An 18,155-nucleotide genomic window follows, 5' to 3' on the forward strand; every position below is an offset into this window, starting at 1 on the left:
ACAGTGGGGACATGCTCCCCGTTGCTCCCAGCCGGATCCTGCGCAGTGCCATCGGCAGCGCCCTCGTCCTCCTGTACGGCCTCGCCCTGATGGGCGGTGCCGCCTATGCGGTGGCCGCCAACCTCGCGGACGGCCACCGGGACAACCGCGCCTACCTTGCCGCCGAGCCCTGCCCTTCTCCTCCCGAGGGGGCGGCCGACTGCTTGTGGGACCAGGAGTTCACCGCCTCCGACATCGTCAATGAGCGGGGCAGGAGCGGTACGCGCGCGCTGACGCTCAACGCCGAGGACGGCACCCGGATCAGAGTCGGCACCGACGGCAGGGGCCCCGTCCTGCGGACCCTGGACGAGGGGCAGAAGGTGACCGGCACGATGTGGCGCGGCCTGCCCAGGGAGATCGCCGCCGAGGGGATGACCCAGCGCACCGCGGAGTACCCGATCGACATGCGGCACACCGCCCTGGTCCTCGCGCTCATACTCGCCCCGTCGGGGGCGGTGGTCACCGCCGTCACCGGGCTGCGGCTGATCCGATGGCGGCGGACCCCGACCAAGGCGGCGGCCTCCGCGCTCGGCCTCGGCCTGGCGCTTCCGCTCGCCGGACTCCTGATGCCCATGTTCCTCGGGGACCTGGTCTCCCGGCTCTGGGCCGCGACGCTGGTGTGGGCGGTGCTCGCCGCACTGATGACCCTGACGGCCTGGGTCTACGCGACCCACACCCCGCCGAAGGACGTCATCGACGCGGACCCCTCCACCGGCGGCCGGTGAGGCCGGTGAGCCGGCCTCAGAGGTTGAACCAGTGGATGTACCGGCACTCGGCGCAGATGTGGCAGGTGGCGCTCCGATTGAGGAAGTCCAGGTCGAAGAAGCTCATCCCCGCGGTGTTCAACTGCCACTCGCGCTGATGGAAGGAGTCGTTCCGGCACACCACGCACGCCAGGTCCGTCCCGTTGCGCAGCTTCACCCGGTGACCGGGCTGTTCGGCCGTATGCGTTCCCGCCTCCGCCCACACCTGAGGGGTTCCGGGCATACGAAAGACCAGCGGTCGCCGAAGCCTTCCCGCTGGTCTTCACAGTGCCCCCTGGAGGATTCGAACCTCCGCACACGGCTCCGGAGGCCGTTCGTTTCGACGCCCCCGACCTGCAAGGACGCTTCGCGGCTGTGTTCTCTGACCACGAGGTGACCACAGCGGCCCCTGTCGGGGCCGCTGGCAGGTCCCATCCCCACCGTCCGTAGGTGGGTGGTCCCCCTTGCTTGGCGGGCCCCCCGAGCCGCGCGTCGGTGCTGGGCGCGCGGTCTGCTTGTGTTGTAGGGGGCTACTGGCTGCCTTCGTTATTGGCTGCTGAACGAGACTGTGGCCCCTGTTCCAGTTGCTGCTCTCGCTTCCGTTGGTCTAGTTTGATTTTTTCTGTTTTCTCCGCAAAATCCTTAAGTCGATTGACGTCATCGTCGGTGTCTCTGTATGAGTTGATGCCAAGTTCTGCAGAATTATATTCATACTCCAAGTCATCTGCGGCTCGTTGCATATTTACTCCGCGTTCGCGAAACTTGAAGTACCCATTAAGGGAAGTTGCCGTGGCGACAAGGAAGCTGGCTGCCACTCCAGCCCATTGCAAGGCCGGGAACTGGCTGGAAGCTGTAACAAGTAGACTCACGGCAACTGAAAAGACGATGATAAATCCCTGGAACCAGTTGCCAACTTTGCGTTGCTTTGAGGCGCCTGACCGGTATTCGTCTATCGATGCAGCGACGTCGGAGTGGTAGTGCCACAGGATGTTCCTGGAGGCGTTGTCGGGGAGCCGGAGACGCGCGCTCTTCTCAGAATCCCTATGCTTCCTTCGGAGATCCCAAAGTTCAACGAGATCTTTATTGAATTTTGAGATAAAGAAGGCTGAAGTGACGATAGCTGTCAGAGTTACAACAATTCCTCCGATGTTCGTCCAAAGCGGATTTATGGGAGGAGATGGTGTAAAATTCAGGAGTGCAATTGGGAGCCAAAGCGACAGGGAGACGAATATTGCAGCCCAGGAATATTTCTTCCTGAGTTCGGCCCTGTCGATTTTAGTTCGGTTATCGTGAAGTTTAAACCGTGCTTGTGCTAGGTCGTAAGCAACGGCATTGGCCCCTTCTTTGGTGTTCTGGTTCTTGGATTCATTGTCGCCTGTGTTGGCGATTTCCTCGTCTGACATGCTGAACTACTCTTCTATGTGGTGAACACCCTGGGTCGTGGCCGAAGACACGATGGCGCGAGACTGTGCCGATGCGCGACCGGCTGGCCACTTTCGGTCATGAAAATGGGTAGCCTCTTCTCGCTCTGCAGTGGGTGTGTTAGCTACACCGTCACCGGGTCGCGTGGGTGCAGCTTCAGAGCTAGCCATAGGGGGTCTTCCCTTTAGAGATTTAAGAGGTGACAGGTTCCGCAGAGTCCGCAGCGGGCGCGAAACTGCGTATCACCTGCACGGATGCTGCGGAACCTGGCGCCGCCCGCCAGCTTCCGCGTAGGTTCCGCAGGTTCCGCACGGAAGTACCCCTGCGAAGCCGTGACCAGTAGCGACGGTGCGGAAGCTGCCCCTAATGGCTAGCTCCGAGGGCGCGGACACACGAAAGGGGCGGCCCCGGCTCGTGCCGGAACCGCCCCGTCACCGTCCTCAGGCCAGAAGCGAGGTCCCGTCATGGATCCGCACGAACGGGCCGCCCTCCCGGAACGCGTCGGTGACCCGGACGGCGCGCGCCTCCGGGGCCGCCCCGACGGCCTCTTCGACGGTCAGCCAGGAGGCGACGGTGGCCTCATCGGTCGCCCGGGGTTCGCCAGCCACCGGGTAGCAGCGGAAGGCCAGGGAGACGACCCCGAGCCGCATGTTCTTGTAGACGCCGATCAGCCGTTCCGGCTTGACCTCGACACCGGTCTCTTCGAGGACCTCGCGGACGACACCGCCCTCCGGCGACTCGTTCAGCTCCAGCACGCCGCCCGGCGGAACCCAGCGGCCGTCGTCAGCCCGCTTGATCATCAGAACGCGGTCATCGGAGCAGACCACGACACCGGTGACGCTGACGCTATGGCGCGGCGTGTCGCTCATGCGTCTTTCTCCCGGTGTAGAGGAGCCACGTACCCGAAAGCGGGAACCGTGCTGCCGTCGGGGACGCCGTGGCTGAGTTCACCGATGCGGCGCCATCCGAGGCGCTCGTATAGGCGGATGGCCGCCTGGTCCTTCGCCATCACATCAAGGAGGAGACGTCGGCCAATGCGGTTCGCCTCCTCCATAGCCGCTCGAACCAGTCGATCGCCAAGTCCCTGGCTCCGTGCCTCCGGGGCGACGAAAAGTCGCTCCAGGGCAGCGAGTGGCTCGTTCGAACCGGCCTGCTGCCTCCAGAGTGCGGCCGCGTCCTCGCCCTCCCCCGAAGCGAGGCTGACGTGTCCGACGATGCGGCCGTCCAGTTCTGCCACCCACGCCTTGAGGAGATTCTCAGGGGTGAGCCACCCGATGGGGTCGCTGACCCCTTCGACCGGATATCCGTTGGTCTCGTGGACACGTATGAGCGCCTGACCTGCGGATGCAAGGTCATCGTCACGCCGCTCACGTATTGCTGCGGACGTGCTCATCTCAGCTCCTTCAGTCCTTGACTGGCACGGTGTAGTCCAGGCCGCCGACGTCGGCCCGAATGACGAATTTCGTGACCTCGAATGGGCGTCCCTGATCATCGATCCCCGTGTGAAGGATCTCGAGTACGGGGACGCCGTCCGGGATGCTCAGCCCTTCGGCTTCGTCCGGGTCGGGCATCCGCGCGGAAACCTCTTCGCGACTCGCAGCGATGGGGTGCCCGAGGTCCTCGAAGCGTGCGTAGAGGCTCCCTTTGCCCATGTCGGCTGAGTAGGACAGGACGCTGCCTTCGGCGATCTCCCACGGGATGTACGTGATCCCGATCTGAACCGGGAACTCTTCGCCCTCACCGACGGCGTAGTACCAGTTCTCCCGTCGGGCCACGGTGCTGTCAGTCTCGGAGAGCCCAAGGCGTTCGGCCACGTCAGACGGGGGCGAGACGCGGGTAATCGACGGACAGTCGACGCGCGGGGTCAGCCCCTGCTTCGCGAGTTCGGCTCGGTAGGGGGAGACGCCGGTTTCCTCGCGTAGCCGTTTGGAGTAGCGGTCGCCGAACCGGAGCAGTTGACGTCGACGGCGCACGAAGACGCCCTTGCCGTGGTGCGTGTCGACCAACCCCTGTTCAGCCAACTGGCGGATGGCCTCGCGGACCGTATTGCGGGCCGCGTCATGGTCTGCGGCCAGCTTTCGCTCAGACGGGAGCTTGCCGTCCTTGCCGTCTTCGGTGAACTCGCCGGCGGCGATCCTGCGCCGCAGCTCTTCGGCGATTCGCCTGCTCGGAAGGTCTTTACCGCTCATCCCAACAGACTACCGAACTGGTTTGAGCCAGAGGGTTGACAGGGGTGACGCCTCGTGCTTGTATCTGGCTTAAACCAGTACTGGTTCAAGCCAGTTGATGGAAGGGGATCTTCATGCGCGCCACCGATCGGAACCTCCTGGCCGCGATCGACCGTGACGAGCTGAAGGCCCTCCTCTACGGCGAGGTCACCACCGCCGACCAGGAGGCCGCACTGCGGGTGCTGGCCGATGAGGCCGGTGTCGACCACGCGCTCCTGCCGCGCGAGGCCACCGGCACCATCGGCGAGGACCCGCGCACCCACGTTCCCGCCGCTGAGCAGCCCGAGCCGGAGCGCTCCGAGCCCCGCGAGCCCAGCCAGGACGAGTTGGACGACCTCGCCGACGACATCGCGGCCCTGGAGTCCGACGACCTGGTCGCCGCCCACGCCGCCGACGTGGCCGAAGTCCTCGACACCGACATGGCCACCGCAGAGGCGACCGTCCGCGAGTGGGGCCCGGCGCCCCGCCCGGGGATCCTCGCCTTCCTGCTGAACCACGGGTCGCTGTGGACCCGCCTTCGCCTGGTCACCGACCTGGCCGCATGATCCCGGCGGCATCCGCCGCCCTCTGCTCCCCGCCCTCTACCAGCGCCCCGGCGCTGCTCTGCCCTGCCCGAAAACCCCGCCTGGAGGACCCGTGAGCACCGACGCGAACGCCCTGTTCCCGCACGACGACACCGACCACCCGGCCGACGCGATCGTCCCCGAGCTCTACCGGGAGATGGCCGCTCCCCGAGCGATCGGCGAGCCCTTCGACGAGTTCCTCGCCCGTGTGACGGCGCTGGCCGACATGACCGCCGACCAGCACCCCGCCCCCGAAACCTCGCCCGCCCCCGCCGCCTCGTGGCGGCAGCGAGCGGCCTGAAGTCCCGGGAGGAACGCGTGGGAGTGCTCCTGCCGGTTCTCGGACTCATCGCGCTGATCGCCCTGGTGTGGGTGCTGACCCGCCCGCACCCCTGATGCCCCTGATCAGAACCTTCAAGGAGGCCAACGTGCCTGCCCTTCGCGCCCGCATCACCGACCTGGTCCAAGCCGTCCTCGACGCCCTGGTCTCCAGCACCCCCGTGGTGGTGCGCCACCACACCACCCGCCTGGTCCGCGACGCCGACGGCGCCGTGATCGGCACCGAACCCGACATGGAGATCATCCGCGGCGACGTCATCGCCGTCAGCGACGACAGCACCGCCGGAGCCTGGGCCCTCATCAGGGCCCGCGACTGGTCGCCCGCCACCGACGACACGCGCCCCGAAGCCGCCGCCCGCGAGCAGATGACCCACCGCATCCCGCTGGACAACCCGGCCTTCGAGATCGAATGGGGAACCCTGTGATGGCGGCCCGGACCCGACGCCGAACGCGGCGATCAGCCAGGGCCACCAACCCCCTGCTCGCGGCCGCGGTGCTCCTGCTCTTCGCCTGGCTGGTCTGGGGCCTGCTCGACACCTTCACCGGCCTCACGCCCGGCTCACCGGCATGGATGGCCCTGTTCGGAGCAGCCGTAGGCATCGCCCTCTGGGAGATCGTGTTCAAGCCCTTCGCGCGGGCCGTGGCCAAGGAGCTGCGGTGAACCGACGACGGCTTCGGCGCCTGGCCCGGTGGGGCCGCTTCTTCCTCGCCCTTTTTGAGGACCTGGCGCTCGGGGCCGACATCGCGATCGCCGCCCTGCTGAACACCCGCCCGCTGCAGCTCAAGCTCGTGAACCTCGCCGCCGCCGCAGGTCGGGTGTGGCGGCGAGCCAACCCGCCCGACTCCGCTTCCCATCCCGCGTTCGTCCTGTCACCTGCGAAGAAAGGAACGCGTCCATGAGCAGCAACCTGCTGATCCCCGAGAGCACCGAGCTGGTTGACAACGAGATCCTCACCAGCACCGTGCAGGACCTCCAGCAGTGGGCCCTGACCAACTCCCAGGACCTGCACGACCGGGCCGCCCTGCTGGAGGTCGGGCTGCGCTACGCGGCCTTCCCCGGTGGCCACCCGATGATGATGGGCCTGGACCAGCGGGCCGCTGCCTACCGGGTCGCCTCTCACCTGCACCGCATGGGCGAGCACGCCCTGCACGTCGGCACGTCGGCCACCAAGCTCATCGGTTCCTTCAACGCCCTGTTCCTGCAGCAGCCCGAGTCCCAGCCCAAGCCCGCCAAGAACCCCTTCGTCATCAAGTAGCGCCCGACCAGGAAGGAGGCTCCATGTCCAGCAAGGACATCGTGATTCAGCCCCAGCACGAGAAGTCGCTGGGCAAGCGGATGGCCGACCGCGCCGCAGAGCGCGCCGTGTCGGTCATCGGCCCGCTGGCCCCGCCCTACGTGGTGGGCGGCGGCCTGGTCGGGGCCGCCGGGCTGTTGCACAGCGTCTACGGCGGCACCGACGCCACCGCGTGGGTCACCATGGGCGAGACCGCCGCCGGTATGGCCCTGGCCGGTTTCACCTACGTCGTCTCCCATGCCCGGTCGGCCTTCGGGCGGATGCATTCGACCGTGACGGTGCTGGCCAGCACGGGACTGCTGGCGGCGGGCACCATCACCGGACCTCTGGAGTCTCCGACCGTCCACGCCCTGCTGTTCGGCGGGGTTCCGCTGGCCCTGTCGTGGAACATGCGCAGGGCCGTGCGCTCGGACGCCTTCGCCGACCTGCGGGAGCGGTGGATGAAGGGCGGTGTGCGCGAGGCCTTCGGCTTCGAGGGGTCGCGCTGGCGCACGACCGACGACAAGGAACACCGCTCCGAGCACGCGGTGCGGCTTCGCCCCGGTCAGGTCGCAGAAGACTTCACCCGGGAGCTGCCGCGCATCGCATCAGCCCTGAAGGTTCGGCGCGGCTCGCTGAGCGCGGTGGCCGATGAGGACCAGGCTGACCTGGTCAAGGTCACCCACATCAAGGGCGGGTCCATCGCGAAGGAGAGCCTGCCCTGGCCGGGCCCCTCGGCCCCCGGCGCCTGCATCTACGACTCGCCGCTGGTGCTCGGGGTCTCCGCAGACTGGGAAGCGGCCGGTTACTCCCCGGCCGACACCCACGTGCTGTTGTCGGGGACCTCCGGCGCCGGAAAGTCCTTCGGCGGGGCGTGGAACCTGGCCGCTGAGGTGATCAGCCGCAAGAACGCGGTGCTGTGGGGCGCGGACGCTGCCAAGTCGCTGCAGACCTTCGGGCCGATGATCGCCGGTATGGAGCGGTGCGCCCCGACCAAGAAGGCCGGGCGCCAACTCCTCAAGGTCATCCACGCCGTGATCGACCCGCGCACCAAGGAGCTGGGGCGCCGCAAGTTCAAGTCCTGGCACCCCGACTCCGGCCTGTCCTACATCGTGGTGCTGCTCGAAGAAGCCTCCGAACTGTTCACGGTCGAAGACCTGAAGAAGCTGCTGAGCATCGGCAAGGCCGCCCGCTCGGCAGGAATCCACCTGGTGGTTTCGCTCCAGCGCGCCACCCACGACCAGATGCCGACCACCCTGCGAGCCCAGCTCAACTCCGCGGTCTCCTTCGGCATCTCCGACAGCGCGGACAACCAGTTCGCCCTCCCCGAGCGCGCGATCGACGCCGGAGCCGACCCGTCCAAGTGGGGCGACCGCCGACCCGGCATGTTCTACGTCGCCGCTAAGGACACACCCGACGAGCGGCTCGCTGTAGAGAACCGCTCCTACGAGATCACCACGCAGCAAATGGAGGAACACGCCCACGCGTTCGGCGCCGGAGAGCTGGACCCCATCACCGCCAAGGCCGCGATCGCGGCGATCGGCGAGGCCGCCTGGGAGGCGCTGAACCCGCGCTCCGACCGGTTCATCGGCCTCTCCGACGACGGCGACCAGACCACCCCGGCAGCTACCCCGACGGGCCAGGCCCCGGCAACCGGACCGGATCAGGAGGAGAACGTGGACGAGAACGCGGCCACCCGTTACGACCCCGCCGACGATGACGAGTGGGCCGAAGAAGCCCCGGCCACCCCCGACGCTGACCCGGGCCTGCCCGCCGACCTGACCGTGCCGCCCCCGGTGCCGACGACCAAGATGTCGTTCGGCCCGCCCCCCACGGTGCGTGAGGTCTCGCCCGACACCGCCCGCCAGATGGTGCGCGCCGCGGTCGACCGGATGGGCGAGGAGCCGTTCAAGCGGCACCAGATCATCTCCGAGCTCGCGCCGATGGTCCGCAAGTCCCGCGCGTGGTACAGCGACCGCCTGAAGGAACTCGTGGAAGACGGCACGCTCGTCTTCGACCGCGAGGAACAGACCTACTGCAGGCGTGCACTGGTGCCCGCCTGACCAAGATCAACTTCGCGCGCGCACTGCCCAGGCGTAGCCGAGGTGACAGGGCTGACACCCCTCCGGGGGGCCGCCCCTCCTTTTCCTAGGTGAACAGGGGTGTCAGCCCCGGGGTGACACCCCCGACTGACACCCCCTGACACCCCGACTGACACCCCCGGCTGACACCTCTGTCGTCAGCCCTTGACACCCCCGATTCGAATGCTCTGCGGCCCGATTGCACAACCTCGATTCACCCGATCACCGGATCTATCGGAGGATCCTCATGGCGACTCTCGCCCCCGGTCTGGACACCCGGACCGCGCTGATGCTGATGTCCCTGCTCGAACTGCCCGCCCGCGACGCCCTGGTCAACCGCGACTGCCAGCAGCGCGCCGCCGCCGTCCTGGCCGACCTGCTGACCAACGACCTCCCTCTCGTCTCCTGGTCGATCCGCAACGGGATCCACCCGCACGTGAAGCTCGAGCGCCCCAAGGAATGGCCCTCCCTGGTCGGCCAGGCCTGCTCCCACCAGACGGTGCGCGACTACGCCTACTTCTTCGGCACCGACGTGGTTCTGGAGTACGGCGACACCCCCAAGACCACCACCGTGGTCGACGGGATCGGAGTCCAGGTGTGGTGCGCGCCGGAGTACCGCGACCGGATCGACGCGGCCGCCGGGGAGGTGGCCTGATGCTGTGCATCACCACCCGCGGCCGCCTGAAGGCGCTGGAGGAGAGCCTTTGCGAGCTGCAGAGGACCCGGCAAGAGCTGGAGGCCGCGCGCACCGACCACCACGCTTCGACCATCGACCTGTTGGACCACCTGCACGATGAGCGCCGCGCCGCCGCCGGGCTGCGGCGGCGCCTGGGCGAGGCCGAAAGCGAGCTGCGCACGCTGCGAGAGGGCCGGGAGCGCTTGCTCGCCGACGCCCACAATGCCGGGCGCCTCGCCCGCACCTTCGCCCTGCTGGAAGGCGCCGGCATGGGGTGCTCGCGCGGAACCGCTGAAGAGCGCCTGCTGGCCGGGGCGCGCATCTACGGGTGGATCGACGTCCCCGGATGGGAGTGCCAGAAGCCGGACTGCCCCGAGAGCAGGCGCGAGCTGGTCTGGCACCCCGACGTCCCCAAGCGCGCCCACCTGGTGTGCGCCTGCGGCCAGGTGTGGAAGGCGGCCCCGGGCGCTGTCGAGCGCGGCGATCGCGAGACCCGCGACCACCAGAAGCGGGGCACCCACCACAGCCACTCGCGCCGCTGGTCGCTGCTTCCCTCTCCCGTGCTGGAGGCCATCGACCGCGCGCTCCCCGCCCCTGCCCACACGCCGTATGAGGACGTGGACTGATGGACCTGCTGTCCGCGCTGGCCGCCGTCGCGGCCCGCCCGCCCTGGTGGCTGATCGCCGCTATGGCGCTGGCGGCCGCCGTGGTCGGCCAGCGCCTGCTGAAGAAGTACCTGACCAGGATCGCCGACAAGAAGAAGCCGAAGGAGAAGCCCTCACAGGCCGCACCAGAGGCGGGGGAGGGCTCGGGCCGCCGGGCGGGGGCGGTGCACGCCGTGGTGACCGTCGCGGTTCTGGCCGCCGCGGCCGTGCTGGTCGGCTTCGCCTTCGCCATGAGCTACGCGGCCCTTTTCCAGGCCGCCACCTGGCTGCAGGCGACCCCCTTCGGGGACCTGCGGTGGATGTTCCCCATCGGGATCGATGCCGTCATCGTCTACTTCCTGGCCTTGGACCTGGTCATGGAGTGGCAGGGGCGCCGTCACCCGCTCGCCCGCTACAGCGCCTACCTGCTGTCCGTGCTGACCGTGCTGCTCAACGTCGGCCAGTCCGGGCAGCACGCCGGGTGGGTGGAACTGCTCGGGCACGCCGGGCCGCCGCTGGTCATCATCCTCATCTCCGAGGGTGTGGCCGCCTGGATCCGCCACGTGGCCGGCCTGGTCCACGGCGAGTTGCCTGAGCGCATCCCCCCGGGGCGGCTCATCGCCCACCCGGTCTCCACGCTCAAGGTCATGCGGCTGATGCTGGGCTGGGGCATCTCCAGCTACGCCACCGCGCTGAAGCTGGAGAAGGCCCGCCAGTACGCGGTGTCGATGCTCAAACAGCAGCACGGCCGCGCCTGGCGCTCCAAGACCCCCGCGCACGTCATGTGGATGCTCGCCAACGGCCACGACCTGGCGCGCGCCTTCCGGCTGGTCGACGCCCTGACCCCGGACGTGCCTAAGACCGTGGATGACATCGCCACCGCCACGTCGGTGTCGCCCCCGCGCTCACAGGAAGCGACAGGCGAAGGGGACGTGTCGCCTTCCCCGCCTGTGGAGGCGACACCCGCCCACCGGACGGGCACCCCGCAGGGTGGCGCGGGCGACGACGGCGACGGTGTCGAGGCGCTGGCCCGGTTCGGCATCGCCGACATCGAACGCTTCCTGTCGCACGGCGACACCGGCGGGGGCGAAGGTGTCGCCACCCTGCCGCCCCATCCCCAAGAGGGCGACACCGGCGAGTCCGACGGCCGCCCCGAGCCCGCCGACGCGGCCCCTACGGCCCAACAGCCCGCAGATGCCGCCAGCGGGGACCAGAACGGCTCAGAGGACGGCCTGACGCTGCTGGAGCGCGCCCGCCGCGCCCTGGAGGCTCAGCCCGCACTGAGCGCCCGCGAGCTGGCCGACCGGCTCGGCTGCACCCGCGGCCACGCCGGGAAACTCGCCGCCGCCGTGCGGCGGGAGGGCGAGCGGCGCTCCCCCGAGGGGGAAGGCGACAGCGGCGACACCCCCACGGGGTGATGCGACACCGGCACCTCTGTGGTGCGACACCGGGCCGGGCCCGGTGTCGCACCGCCCCGCCAAGCCGCGGCACCTGCTCGGACCGATGCGACACCCCTGCCTCATGGAAGCGAGGTCCGTCTTGCACGCCGACCCGACCACCGCGCTGCTGACCATCGCAGCCCTCACCGGCGGCCACTACGCCGGTGACTACCTGTTCCAAACCGATCACCAGGCCACCAACAAGGGGCGCTGCGACCACCAGGGCCGCCGCGCCTGTACCGGGCACGTCGCCGCCCTGACTCTCGCTCAACTACTCCTGCTCGCGCTGGTCGCCGTGGTCACCCAAACCGCGCTGGAGCCGCTTCCGGCCGCGCTCGGGCTGGCCGTGAACGCGGGAACCCACTGGTGGGCCGACCGGCGTGCGCCCCTGCGTGGACTGGTCCTGGCCACCGACAAGTGGTTCAGGAAGCGGGACTTCTACGACAACGGACCCGGGGCGCCGCTGGTCGACCAGGCCTGGCACAAGGTCTGGCTCATCCCCGCCGGGCTGGTCGCCGCATCCCCGCCGCCCCTGGCGCTGATCCTCGCGGCCGCCTGCGCTGGCCTGCTGGCCGCAGCGGACATCGCATCGCGCCGGGCGCTGCAGGCCGAAGAGGCCGCGCGCCACCAGCAGGACAAGCCCGCCCACATGCAAGAGGCCCGGGACGGCCTCATCGACCAAGACGCGCCGTCCCGAGCCCACTCCAACTCCCGATGAGCACCGGAAGGAGGTGAGCCCCATGGTACGGGCCCTGCTCCGCCTGGCCACCCCCGCGTCGCGCTGCGTGTGTGGCCGACTGATCAACGTCTACCGCGAGACCTCCTGCGGCGACTGCGGCCGCCCCGTCTACAGCCGCCGGTGAGCCCGGCCGCGGCTCCGGCGGGCGCCGCCTCGCCGGGGCCGCCATCGTTTCCGCCCCCAAGGAGGCCCGCATGGACATCACCGACAACTCCGACGCCGTGCCCGAGGTCGTGGCACTGGCCGCTGAGATCGCCTACGTGGTCGATGGCGGCGCCACCCGGTACCGCGTCGACGGGCTGCGCATGGACGAGTCCGAGGCGCACTCGCACCTGACCAAGGTCCGCGGCGTCGAGGCGGGCGCTGCCCGGAGCGTCCTGGACCTGGTGCGCGTACGCGACATCACCGCAGCGCGAGCGCGCCTGACGGTCGACTACCACGTCGGTCTCGGGTACCGGATCTGCCGCCGCGGCCGCCGCATGGACTTCAACGAGGCCACGGACGTGCTGGTCCGGGAGTACAGGTGCACCCCCGATGAGGCCGAGGGCGCGGTCTCGCAGGCCCGCGCCAACTTCGACCGCTTCCACCTGTCGTATCCGTGGTTCCCCTCCGAGGGCTGACCGGCCGGTGCCCCTCGCCCCCGGCGCGTCCGCCGGGGGCGGGAGGGACCGACCGACGCCCGCGATTGGAGCCGCGGAATGGCCAACGAGACCGCTTTGACCCTGACCGGGAACCTGACCCGCGACCCGGAAGTGCGCTGGCTGGAGGGCGGCACCCCGGTCGCCTCTTTCCACGTCGCCTCCACACCCCGCTACTTCGCCCGCGAGGCTTCCGAGTGGCGCGACGGCGAGCCGCTGTTCCTGCGCTGCAGCGCTTGGCGCGCCCTTGCCGAGCACGTCGCCGAATCGCTGGGCAAGGGCGACCGCGTGATCGTGACCGGGCGCCTGAAGCAGCGCGCCTTCACCGGCGAGGACGGCGAGAACCGCACCCTCTTCGAGCTGGAGGTCGACGACATCGGCCCGAGCCTGCGGTGGGCCACCACCGCCGTCACCAAGACCCGCGGCACCGCCGCCCCCGCCGCCGGCCAGAGCGCGCCCGGCGACCGCCCGCCCTTCTGAGAAGGAGACAGCCCTGATGGCGATCACGTCCGCCACCTACTACCAGATCACCTGCGGCCTGTGCGGCCATCCCTACGAAGCCGACGGCGGGCCCCTGCTCTTCGCCACCCGCAGCGACGCGGCCGCCGCGGTGGCCGCCGACCCCGAATGGGGACGCACCGGCCCCGGCGGCGGCCAGGAGGTGTGCCGCTCCTGCCTGGATGGCCTGGAGTGCGAGCGCACCGCCCACCCCTGGCGCGCCACGAGCCGCCCCGGGCTGGTGCTGTGCGACCGCTGCCACCGCTTCGAGCGCCGCGAGAACGTGACGGGCCCGGTGCTGCCCGAGCTCCCCGCGCCCCCGGCGCCCGGCCCGGCGCCGGTGCGCTGGCGCGTCCGCAGCGGCGCCGGTGCCCCGCCGCCGTTCTAGAACCCGCCCGTGAGGCCCGGAGCGACCCCCGTTCCTCCGGGCCTCGCCTATGCCCAAGGAGGCCCTGATGCCCCTGATCAGCTTCGGCCCTCGAAAGCGGGTGGCCGTGATCTGCGACCGGTGCGGTCCGGCCTGGGCCGACGACCTGGCCGCCGGGTTCGACACCACCTTCTCCGACGCCGACACGGCCCGCCGCGTGCTGACCGCCTTCGAGTGGACCTTCGCCGATGACCGGGTGCTGTGCGGCGCGTGCACCGTCTGGGAGGCCTGCGGCGCCGAATGCGACAAGCACGGCCATGTGTGGGCCGACGACCTCGCCGGATCGCGCGAGGTCGGCCTCAAGGGCGAGCCGCTGCCCGGCCACCGGTACTGCCGCCGCTGCGGCACCAACATCCCGCTCGCCCTCGCCGACGGCACCGGCCACCCCGAGCAGGTGCCCGGCCTGCTCACCGAAGCCCAGGCCGCCGCCCTGATCGCAATGGAACTGCACTTGCGCGAGGGGGAGGGGTGAGCTTCTCCCGCTTCTACGACCCTGACGGCGCACGGTTCGGCCTGCCGTCCTGGCCCTGGGGGTGGGCACCGCCCTACCTGGCCACCCGCGGCCAGCTCGCCGCCCGCGGGCTTCGCCCCGGCGGACAGGAACCGGTCGGGCAGATCACCTGGCGCTCCCGCCGCGCCCCCACAGGGCGCGGCGGGATCCGCTACGCCCTGCTCTACGACACCCGGACCGCCAAGCCCAAGCGCGCCCCCACCCCGGCGGTGCTCGCCTCGCTGGAGCGGGCGATGGCCGCCCGCCGCACCTGCCCCACCTGTCGGCACACCTTCGACTTCTGCCTGCCCACCTCGCTCGGCCAGTGCCCCGACTGCCACTACGGCACCGCCGCCGCGTGAACCACCACGAGAGGAGATCCACCATGCGGATGACCTTCGTCAAGGCCCCGCCCCCGGACGCCTACCAGCCCCGACAGAAGCGCAGCCCCCACCACGAGATCGCCCGCGCCCTGCGCAACCGCCCCGGGACGTGGGCACGCATCAGCGGGCACCCCACCCGCTCCACAGCCTGCTCCGTGGCATCGGGCATCCGCAGCGGGCAGAGCAAGGGCGGGGCCCGTGCCTACCAGCCCTCTGGTGCCTTCGAGGCCCGCTACGTCACCACCCAGGACGGCCGCCACGAGGTCTACGCCCGCTACATCGGCCCCCGCTCCGGTGAGGAGGCCCGGTGAAGCCCGAGAGTTGGCAGCGCCGGGCCCGCTGCCGCTTCGAGCCGAAGGCGCTGTTCTTCCCGCCCGAGGGTGAGCGCCCCGACCAGCGCGAGGCGCGCGAGCGCCGCGCGATGAAGACGTGCGCGGCCTGCCCGGTCATCGAACAGTGCGGAGAGCACACCCTGGACCGCCCCGAGCCCTACGGCATCTGGGGCGGCATGACCCCCGACGACCGCCGCATCGAACGCCGCCGCCGACGCGAGACCGCACGAGCGGCCTGATGGCCGTCCGCCGTGTGCCCCTGCTGCCCCGGCTTTGCCCGGGGCGGTGGGGAGATGCGACGGAACCCCTGACACCCACCCTGCTAGGAGGGCTTGTTCGCCATGCCCGGATTCGACCCGGTCGACTACCCGCTGGCCGCTGCCCGCCGCGGCTGGCACGTCTTCCCCCTCGCCCCCGGCACGAAGAACCGGCAGCTGGTCAAGTGGTCCCGGACCGCCACCACCGACCCCGGAACCGTGCGCACCTGGTGGGCCCGGTGGCCGGACGCGAACTACGGCATCGCCACCGGCCCCTCCGGCCTGGTGGTCATCGACCTGGACACCCCCGACCCGGGCGAGCACCCGCCCGAGCCTTGGCGGCGCCCCGGCATCACCGACGGCGCCGACGTGCTGGCCGCCCTCGCCGAACACGCCGGGGCCGACACCGGCGAGCTGCTGGGCACCTTCACCGTGGCTACCGCCTCGGGTGGCACCCACCTCTACTACACCGCCCCGCCCGGCCAGCAGCTCGGCAACACCGCCGGAGACCGGGGCCGCGGCCTGGGGTGGCTTATCGACACCCGCGCCGTCGGCGGATACGTCGTCGGCCCTGGATCCACCACCCGAACCGGCGCCTACCGGGCCACCAGCCCGCCCGGCACCCCGGTGGCGCCGCTGCCCGCATGGATCGCCGAACACCTCAAGCCCCCGCCCACCGCGAGTGCCGACGCCGTGCTCGCCGACGTCGCGACCGCCGACCGGCGCCGCACCGCCTATGCGACCGCCGCCCTGCGAGGCGAGGCCGCCAAGGTCGCCCGCGCCGTGTGCGGCGAGCGGAACACCTCGCTGTACGTCGCGGCGGTCTCCCTCGGACAGCTCGCCGCCAAGGGGCTGCTGGAGCCCGGAGAGATCACCGCCGTGCTCACTCGCGCCGCCCAAGCAGCGGGTGCCGCCGGGGGCGCCCCCGATTCGCCGTCCCAGATCGCCGCCACCATCCGCTCGGGCCTGACCAAGGGCCTGCAGATCCCACGCCGCACACGACAAGGAGCCATCTGAGATGAGCAGCGCCGGGCCCGCCGATGCCCACGACGAGGGAGGAAAGCAGAAGCAGCCGTCGCAGGCGACCCGGCTCATCCAGCTCGCAGACGACCTGGTCGACGTGGTCGCCGGGACCGACGGGCGCGCCTACGCCACCGCCCGCACCGGCACCGCCCGGCACATCGCCTTCCCCCTCAAGGGCCAGCGGGGCCTTCGCGCCCGCCTCGCGCGCTTCTACACCGAAGAGTGCGGGTCGGTTCCGTCCCAGTCCGCGCTCACCGACGTCACCGCCGTTCTCGAAGGCAGAGCAATGGATCTTGAACCGCGCCCGGTCGCGCTGCGACTCGCCACCCACCAGGGGCGGGTCGTGCTCGACTTGGGAGGCGCCGACGGGCGGTGCGTCATCGCCGGACCCGACGGCTGGCAGGTGACCACCGACTCGCCGGTGCTGTTCCGCCGCACCGGGCTCACCTCCCCGATCCCCGCCCCGGGCGAGCCGGGCCGCACCGAGGCCGGCATCGGCAGGCTCCGCTCCCTGCTCAACGTCGATGAGGCCGGGCTGCGGCTGGTGGTGGGGTGGCTGGTCTCCGGGCTGATCCCCGACATGCCCCACCCGATCTTCGCCGCCCGCGGCGAACAGGGCACCGGCAAGTCCACCGCCCTGGCCATGCTGACCAACCTCATCGACCCCTCCCCGGCCCCTTTGCGCTCGCTGCCCAAGGACCAGAAGTCCTGGGCTACCACCGCGTCCGCCTCCTGGGCAGTGTGCCTGGACAACGTGTCCACGATCGCCCCCTGGCTGAGCGACACGCTGTGCAAGGCGGTCACCGGCGAGGGCGTGGTCGACCGGGCGCTGTACTCCGACGACGACGTCACCGTGCTGTCCTTCCGGCGGCTGCTGTCGATGACTTCCATCGACACCGGCGCCCTGGCCAGCGACCTCACTGAGCGGCTGCTGCCAGTGGAGTTCCTGCCCATCAAGCGCGACCAGCGGCGCACCGACGCCTCGCTGCAGCAGGCCTACCAGGACGCCACCCCGGACATCCTCGCCGCTCTTCTAGATCTACTTTGTCAAGTCCTGGAAGAACTGCCCAGGACGCACCTGCCGGAGCTGCCGCGCATGGCCGACTTCGCCCGCGTGCTCGGGGCCCTGGACCGGGTGACCGGCTGGTCGACCCTGGACACCTACCTCGCCGCCACCGAGGTCACCACCTCGGACCTGTTGGACGCGCGCCCCTTCACCGCGGCCGTGGCCGCCATGGTCGAAGAGGCCGGGGAGTTCACCGGCACCATCGGACAGCTCATGGAGGTCGTCCCGCCGCCCGAGCCGCGTCCCAAGTCCTGGCCGGTCGACGCGACCCGCGCGGCCGGACAGCTCAAGCGCGACGCCCCCGTCCTACGGGCGGTGGGCATCACCGTCGAAGACGCCGGCCGATCCCGAGACCGCCACCGCAGCAAGCTCTACCGGATCGCCCTCCAGGGCGAGCATCCGCAGAACCCGCAGCGCCCGACCCCGGGTCCCGCCCCCGATAGGGGTGGTGACCAGGAAGGGCGCGATTTTTCGGCCCACGAGACCACACCTGCACCGCCAGGGCCAGCTTCCGCAGAACCCGCACCAGAACCCGCAACAACAGCCGAGAATCCGCAGGCCACGGGCGCGGGCGGAAGCTGGGGCGCTGCGGAAGCTGACGCCGCCCAACTCTCTAACGGCGACACCCCGGCCCCGGTAGAGGCGGGCACCTGCCGCACCTGCCACCGCACCTACCGCCGGTACCGGCGCGGCACGGGTTACGGCGACCAGTGCGCCTCGTGCGCGCTGGGAGTCCCGCCGCCCGACAACTCGCCGGGCTGACCCGGCCTTCCACCGAATCCGAACACGAAGCGGCCCCGGCACGCCTGCAAGCACTCGCCGGGGCCGCACCTCTACCCAGAGAGGCACGTCCA

27 protein-coding genes and 1 tRNA gene are annotated in these 18,155 nt (G+C 70.3%); 22 read left to right on the forward strand and 6 right to left on the reverse strand.

The annotated features are described in order from the left end of the window. Nucleotides 1–11 precede the first annotated feature (11 nt). On the forward strand, nt 12–764 hold the full coding sequence (locus O4U47_RS07955; RefSeq protein WP_270676987.1) for a hypothetical protein: 753 nt from the start codon (nt 12–14) through the stop codon (nt 762–764). Between the two features lie 16 nt (nt 765–780). Here the strand turns inward: O4U47_RS07955 and O4U47_RS07960 are convergent, their stop codons facing one another. The 6 genes from O4U47_RS07960 to O4U47_RS07985 all read right to left on the reverse strand — a co-directional run bounded on the left by O4U47_RS07960 (nt 781) and on the right by O4U47_RS07985 (nt 4,393). Continuing rightward, nucleotides 781–1,026, reverse strand: coding sequence for a hypothetical protein (locus O4U47_RS07960; RefSeq protein WP_270676988.1), 246 nt, complete (start codon nt 1,024–1,026; stop codon nt 781–783). Nucleotides 1,027–1,071: 45 nt separating this feature from the next. Further along, nucleotides 1,072–1,148, reverse strand: a tRNA-Arg gene (locus tag O4U47_RS07965). Nucleotides 1,149–1,312: 164 nt separating this feature from the next. After that, the gene (locus O4U47_RS07970; RefSeq protein WP_270676989.1) at nt 1,313–2,185 is read right to left on the reverse strand and encodes a DUF4231 domain-containing protein; all 873 of its coding nucleotides are present in this window, start codon (nt 2,183–2,185) and stop codon (nt 1,313–1,315) included. 459 nt (nt 2,186–2,644) lie between these two features. Beyond that, nucleotides 2,645–3,073: an NUDIX hydrolase gene (locus O4U47_RS07975; protein WP_270676990.1), complete on the reverse strand. Its 429-nt coding sequence runs from the start codon at nt 3,071–3,073 to the stop codon at nt 2,645–2,647. After that, nucleotides 3,070–3,597 (reverse strand): GNAT family N-acetyltransferase, encoded by a 528-nt coding sequence (locus O4U47_RS07980; RefSeq protein ID WP_270676991.1) that lies wholly within the window; start codon nt 3,595–3,597, stop codon nt 3,070–3,072. Before O4U47_RS07980 ends, O4U47_RS07975 begins: the two co-directional genes overlap by 4 nt. Before the next feature lie 10 nt (nt 3,598–3,607). Then, nucleotides 3,608–4,393, reverse strand: coding sequence for a GntR family transcriptional regulator (locus tag O4U47_RS07985; protein WP_270676992.1), 786 nt, complete (start codon nt 4,391–4,393; stop codon nt 3,608–3,610). Nucleotides 4,394–4,506: 113 nt separating this feature from the next. Between O4U47_RS07985 and O4U47_RS07990 the strand changes: the two genes are divergently transcribed. From O4U47_RS07990 to O4U47_RS08090, 21 genes are all read left to right on the forward strand, one after another. After that, a complete protein-coding gene (locus O4U47_RS07990; RefSeq protein WP_270676993.1) occupies nt 4,507–4,977 on the forward strand; it encodes a hypothetical protein in 471 nt (156 codons plus the stop codon). A 91-nt stretch (nt 4,978–5,068) separates the two neighbouring features. Next, the gene (locus tag O4U47_RS07995) at nt 5,069–5,296 is read left to right on the forward strand and encodes a hypothetical protein (protein ID WP_270676994.1); all 228 of its coding nucleotides are present in this window, start codon (nt 5,069–5,071) and stop codon (nt 5,294–5,296) included. A gap of 127 nt (nt 5,297–5,423) precedes the next feature. Beyond that, nucleotides 5,424–5,759: a hypothetical protein gene (locus O4U47_RS08000; RefSeq protein WP_270676995.1), complete on the forward strand. Its 336-nt coding sequence runs from the start codon at nt 5,424–5,426 to the stop codon at nt 5,757–5,759. Then, nucleotides 5,759–5,995, forward strand: coding sequence for a hypothetical protein (locus tag O4U47_RS08005; protein ID WP_270676996.1), 237 nt, complete (start codon nt 5,759–5,761; stop codon nt 5,993–5,995). Before O4U47_RS08000 ends, O4U47_RS08005 begins: the two co-directional genes overlap by 1 nt. Beyond that, a complete protein-coding gene (locus O4U47_RS08010) occupies nt 5,992–6,234 on the forward strand; it encodes a hypothetical protein (RefSeq protein ID WP_270676998.1) in 243 nt (80 codons plus the stop codon). Before O4U47_RS08005 ends, O4U47_RS08010 begins: the two co-directional genes overlap by 4 nt. Continuing rightward, nucleotides 6,231–6,590 (forward strand): hypothetical protein, encoded by a 360-nt coding sequence (locus O4U47_RS08015; protein ID WP_270676999.1) that lies wholly within the window; start codon nt 6,231–6,233, stop codon nt 6,588–6,590. The genes O4U47_RS08010 and O4U47_RS08015 overlap by 4 nt, the downstream gene beginning before the upstream one ends. 23 nt (nt 6,591–6,613) lie before the next feature. After that, nucleotides 6,614–8,671 (forward strand): hypothetical protein, encoded by a 2,058-nt coding sequence (locus O4U47_RS08020; RefSeq protein WP_270677000.1) that lies wholly within the window; start codon nt 6,614–6,616, stop codon nt 8,669–8,671. Between the two features lie 265 nt (nt 8,672–8,936). Then, entirely contained in the window at nt 8,937–9,344 is a 408-nt protein-coding gene (locus O4U47_RS08025; RefSeq protein ID WP_270677001.1) for a hypothetical protein, read from the forward strand. Continuing rightward, on the forward strand, nt 9,344–9,991 hold the full coding sequence (locus O4U47_RS08030; protein WP_270677002.1) for a hypothetical protein: 648 nt from the start codon (nt 9,344–9,346) through the stop codon (nt 9,989–9,991). Before O4U47_RS08025 ends, O4U47_RS08030 begins: the two co-directional genes overlap by 1 nt. Beyond that, nucleotides 9,991–11,427 carry a DUF2637 domain-containing protein gene (locus O4U47_RS08035; protein WP_270677003.1) on the forward strand — a complete coding sequence of 479 codons (1,437 nt, stop codon included), beginning with the start codon at nt 9,991–9,993 and terminating at the stop codon, nt 11,425–11,427. The genes O4U47_RS08030 and O4U47_RS08035 overlap by 1 nt, the downstream gene beginning before the upstream one ends. A gap of 103 nt (nt 11,428–11,530) precedes the next feature. Then, nucleotides 11,531–12,166 carry a hypothetical protein gene (locus tag O4U47_RS08040; RefSeq protein ID WP_270677004.1) on the forward strand — a complete coding sequence of 212 codons (636 nt, stop codon included), beginning with the start codon at nt 11,531–11,533 and terminating at the stop codon, nt 12,164–12,166. Nucleotides 12,167–12,179: 13 nt separating this feature from the next. After that, nucleotides 12,180–12,311: a hypothetical protein gene (locus O4U47_RS08045; RefSeq protein ID WP_270677005.1), complete on the forward strand. Its 132-nt coding sequence runs from the start codon at nt 12,180–12,182 to the stop codon at nt 12,309–12,311. 70 nt (nt 12,312–12,381) lie between these two features. Next, nucleotides 12,382–12,807 (forward strand): hypothetical protein, encoded by a 426-nt coding sequence (locus O4U47_RS08050; RefSeq protein ID WP_270677006.1) that lies wholly within the window; start codon nt 12,382–12,384, stop codon nt 12,805–12,807. 78 nt (nt 12,808–12,885) lie between these two features. Next, on the forward strand, nt 12,886–13,305 hold the full coding sequence (gene ssb / locus O4U47_RS08055; RefSeq protein WP_270677007.1) for a single-stranded DNA-binding protein: 420 nt from the start codon (nt 12,886–12,888) through the stop codon (nt 13,303–13,305). 16 nt (nt 13,306–13,321) lie between these two features. Beyond that, nucleotides 13,322–13,711: a hypothetical protein gene (locus O4U47_RS08060; RefSeq protein ID WP_270677008.1), complete on the forward strand. Its 390-nt coding sequence runs from the start codon at nt 13,322–13,324 to the stop codon at nt 13,709–13,711. Nucleotides 13,712–13,778: 67 nt separating this feature from the next. Beyond that, nucleotides 13,779–14,222: a hypothetical protein gene (locus O4U47_RS08065; RefSeq protein WP_270677009.1), complete on the forward strand. Its 444-nt coding sequence runs from the start codon at nt 13,779–13,781 to the stop codon at nt 14,220–14,222. Further along, nucleotides 14,219–14,602: an RRQRL motif-containing zinc-binding protein gene (locus O4U47_RS08070; protein WP_270677010.1), complete on the forward strand. Its 384-nt coding sequence runs from the start codon at nt 14,219–14,221 to the stop codon at nt 14,600–14,602. Before O4U47_RS08065 ends, O4U47_RS08070 begins: the two co-directional genes overlap by 4 nt. Nucleotides 14,603–14,625: 23 nt before the next feature. Beyond that, on the forward strand, nt 14,626–14,934 hold the full coding sequence (locus O4U47_RS08075; RefSeq protein ID WP_270677012.1) for a hypothetical protein: 309 nt from the start codon (nt 14,626–14,628) through the stop codon (nt 14,932–14,934). Then, a complete protein-coding gene (locus tag O4U47_RS08080; protein ID WP_270677013.1) occupies nt 14,931–15,194 on the forward strand; it encodes a WhiB family transcriptional regulator in 264 nt (87 codons plus the stop codon). The genes O4U47_RS08075 and O4U47_RS08080 overlap by 4 nt, the downstream gene beginning before the upstream one ends. Nucleotides 15,195–15,296: 102 nt before the next feature. Beyond that, a complete protein-coding gene (locus O4U47_RS08085; RefSeq protein ID WP_270677014.1) occupies nt 15,297–16,229 on the forward strand; it encodes a bifunctional DNA primase/polymerase in 933 nt (310 codons plus the stop codon). A gap of 1 nt (nt 16,230) precedes the next feature. Beyond that, nucleotides 16,231–18,063: an ATP-binding protein gene (locus O4U47_RS08090; protein WP_270677015.1), complete on the forward strand. Its 1,833-nt coding sequence runs from the start codon at nt 16,231–16,233 to the stop codon at nt 18,061–18,063. Nucleotides 18,064–18,155: the final 92 nt, after the last annotated feature.

This window comes from Nocardiopsis suaedae (genome assembly GCF_027706745.1).
In the GTDB taxonomy this organism is placed as follows: Bacteria; Actinomycetota; Actinomycetes; order Streptosporangiales; family Streptosporangiaceae; genus Nocardiopsis_A; species Nocardiopsis_A suaedae.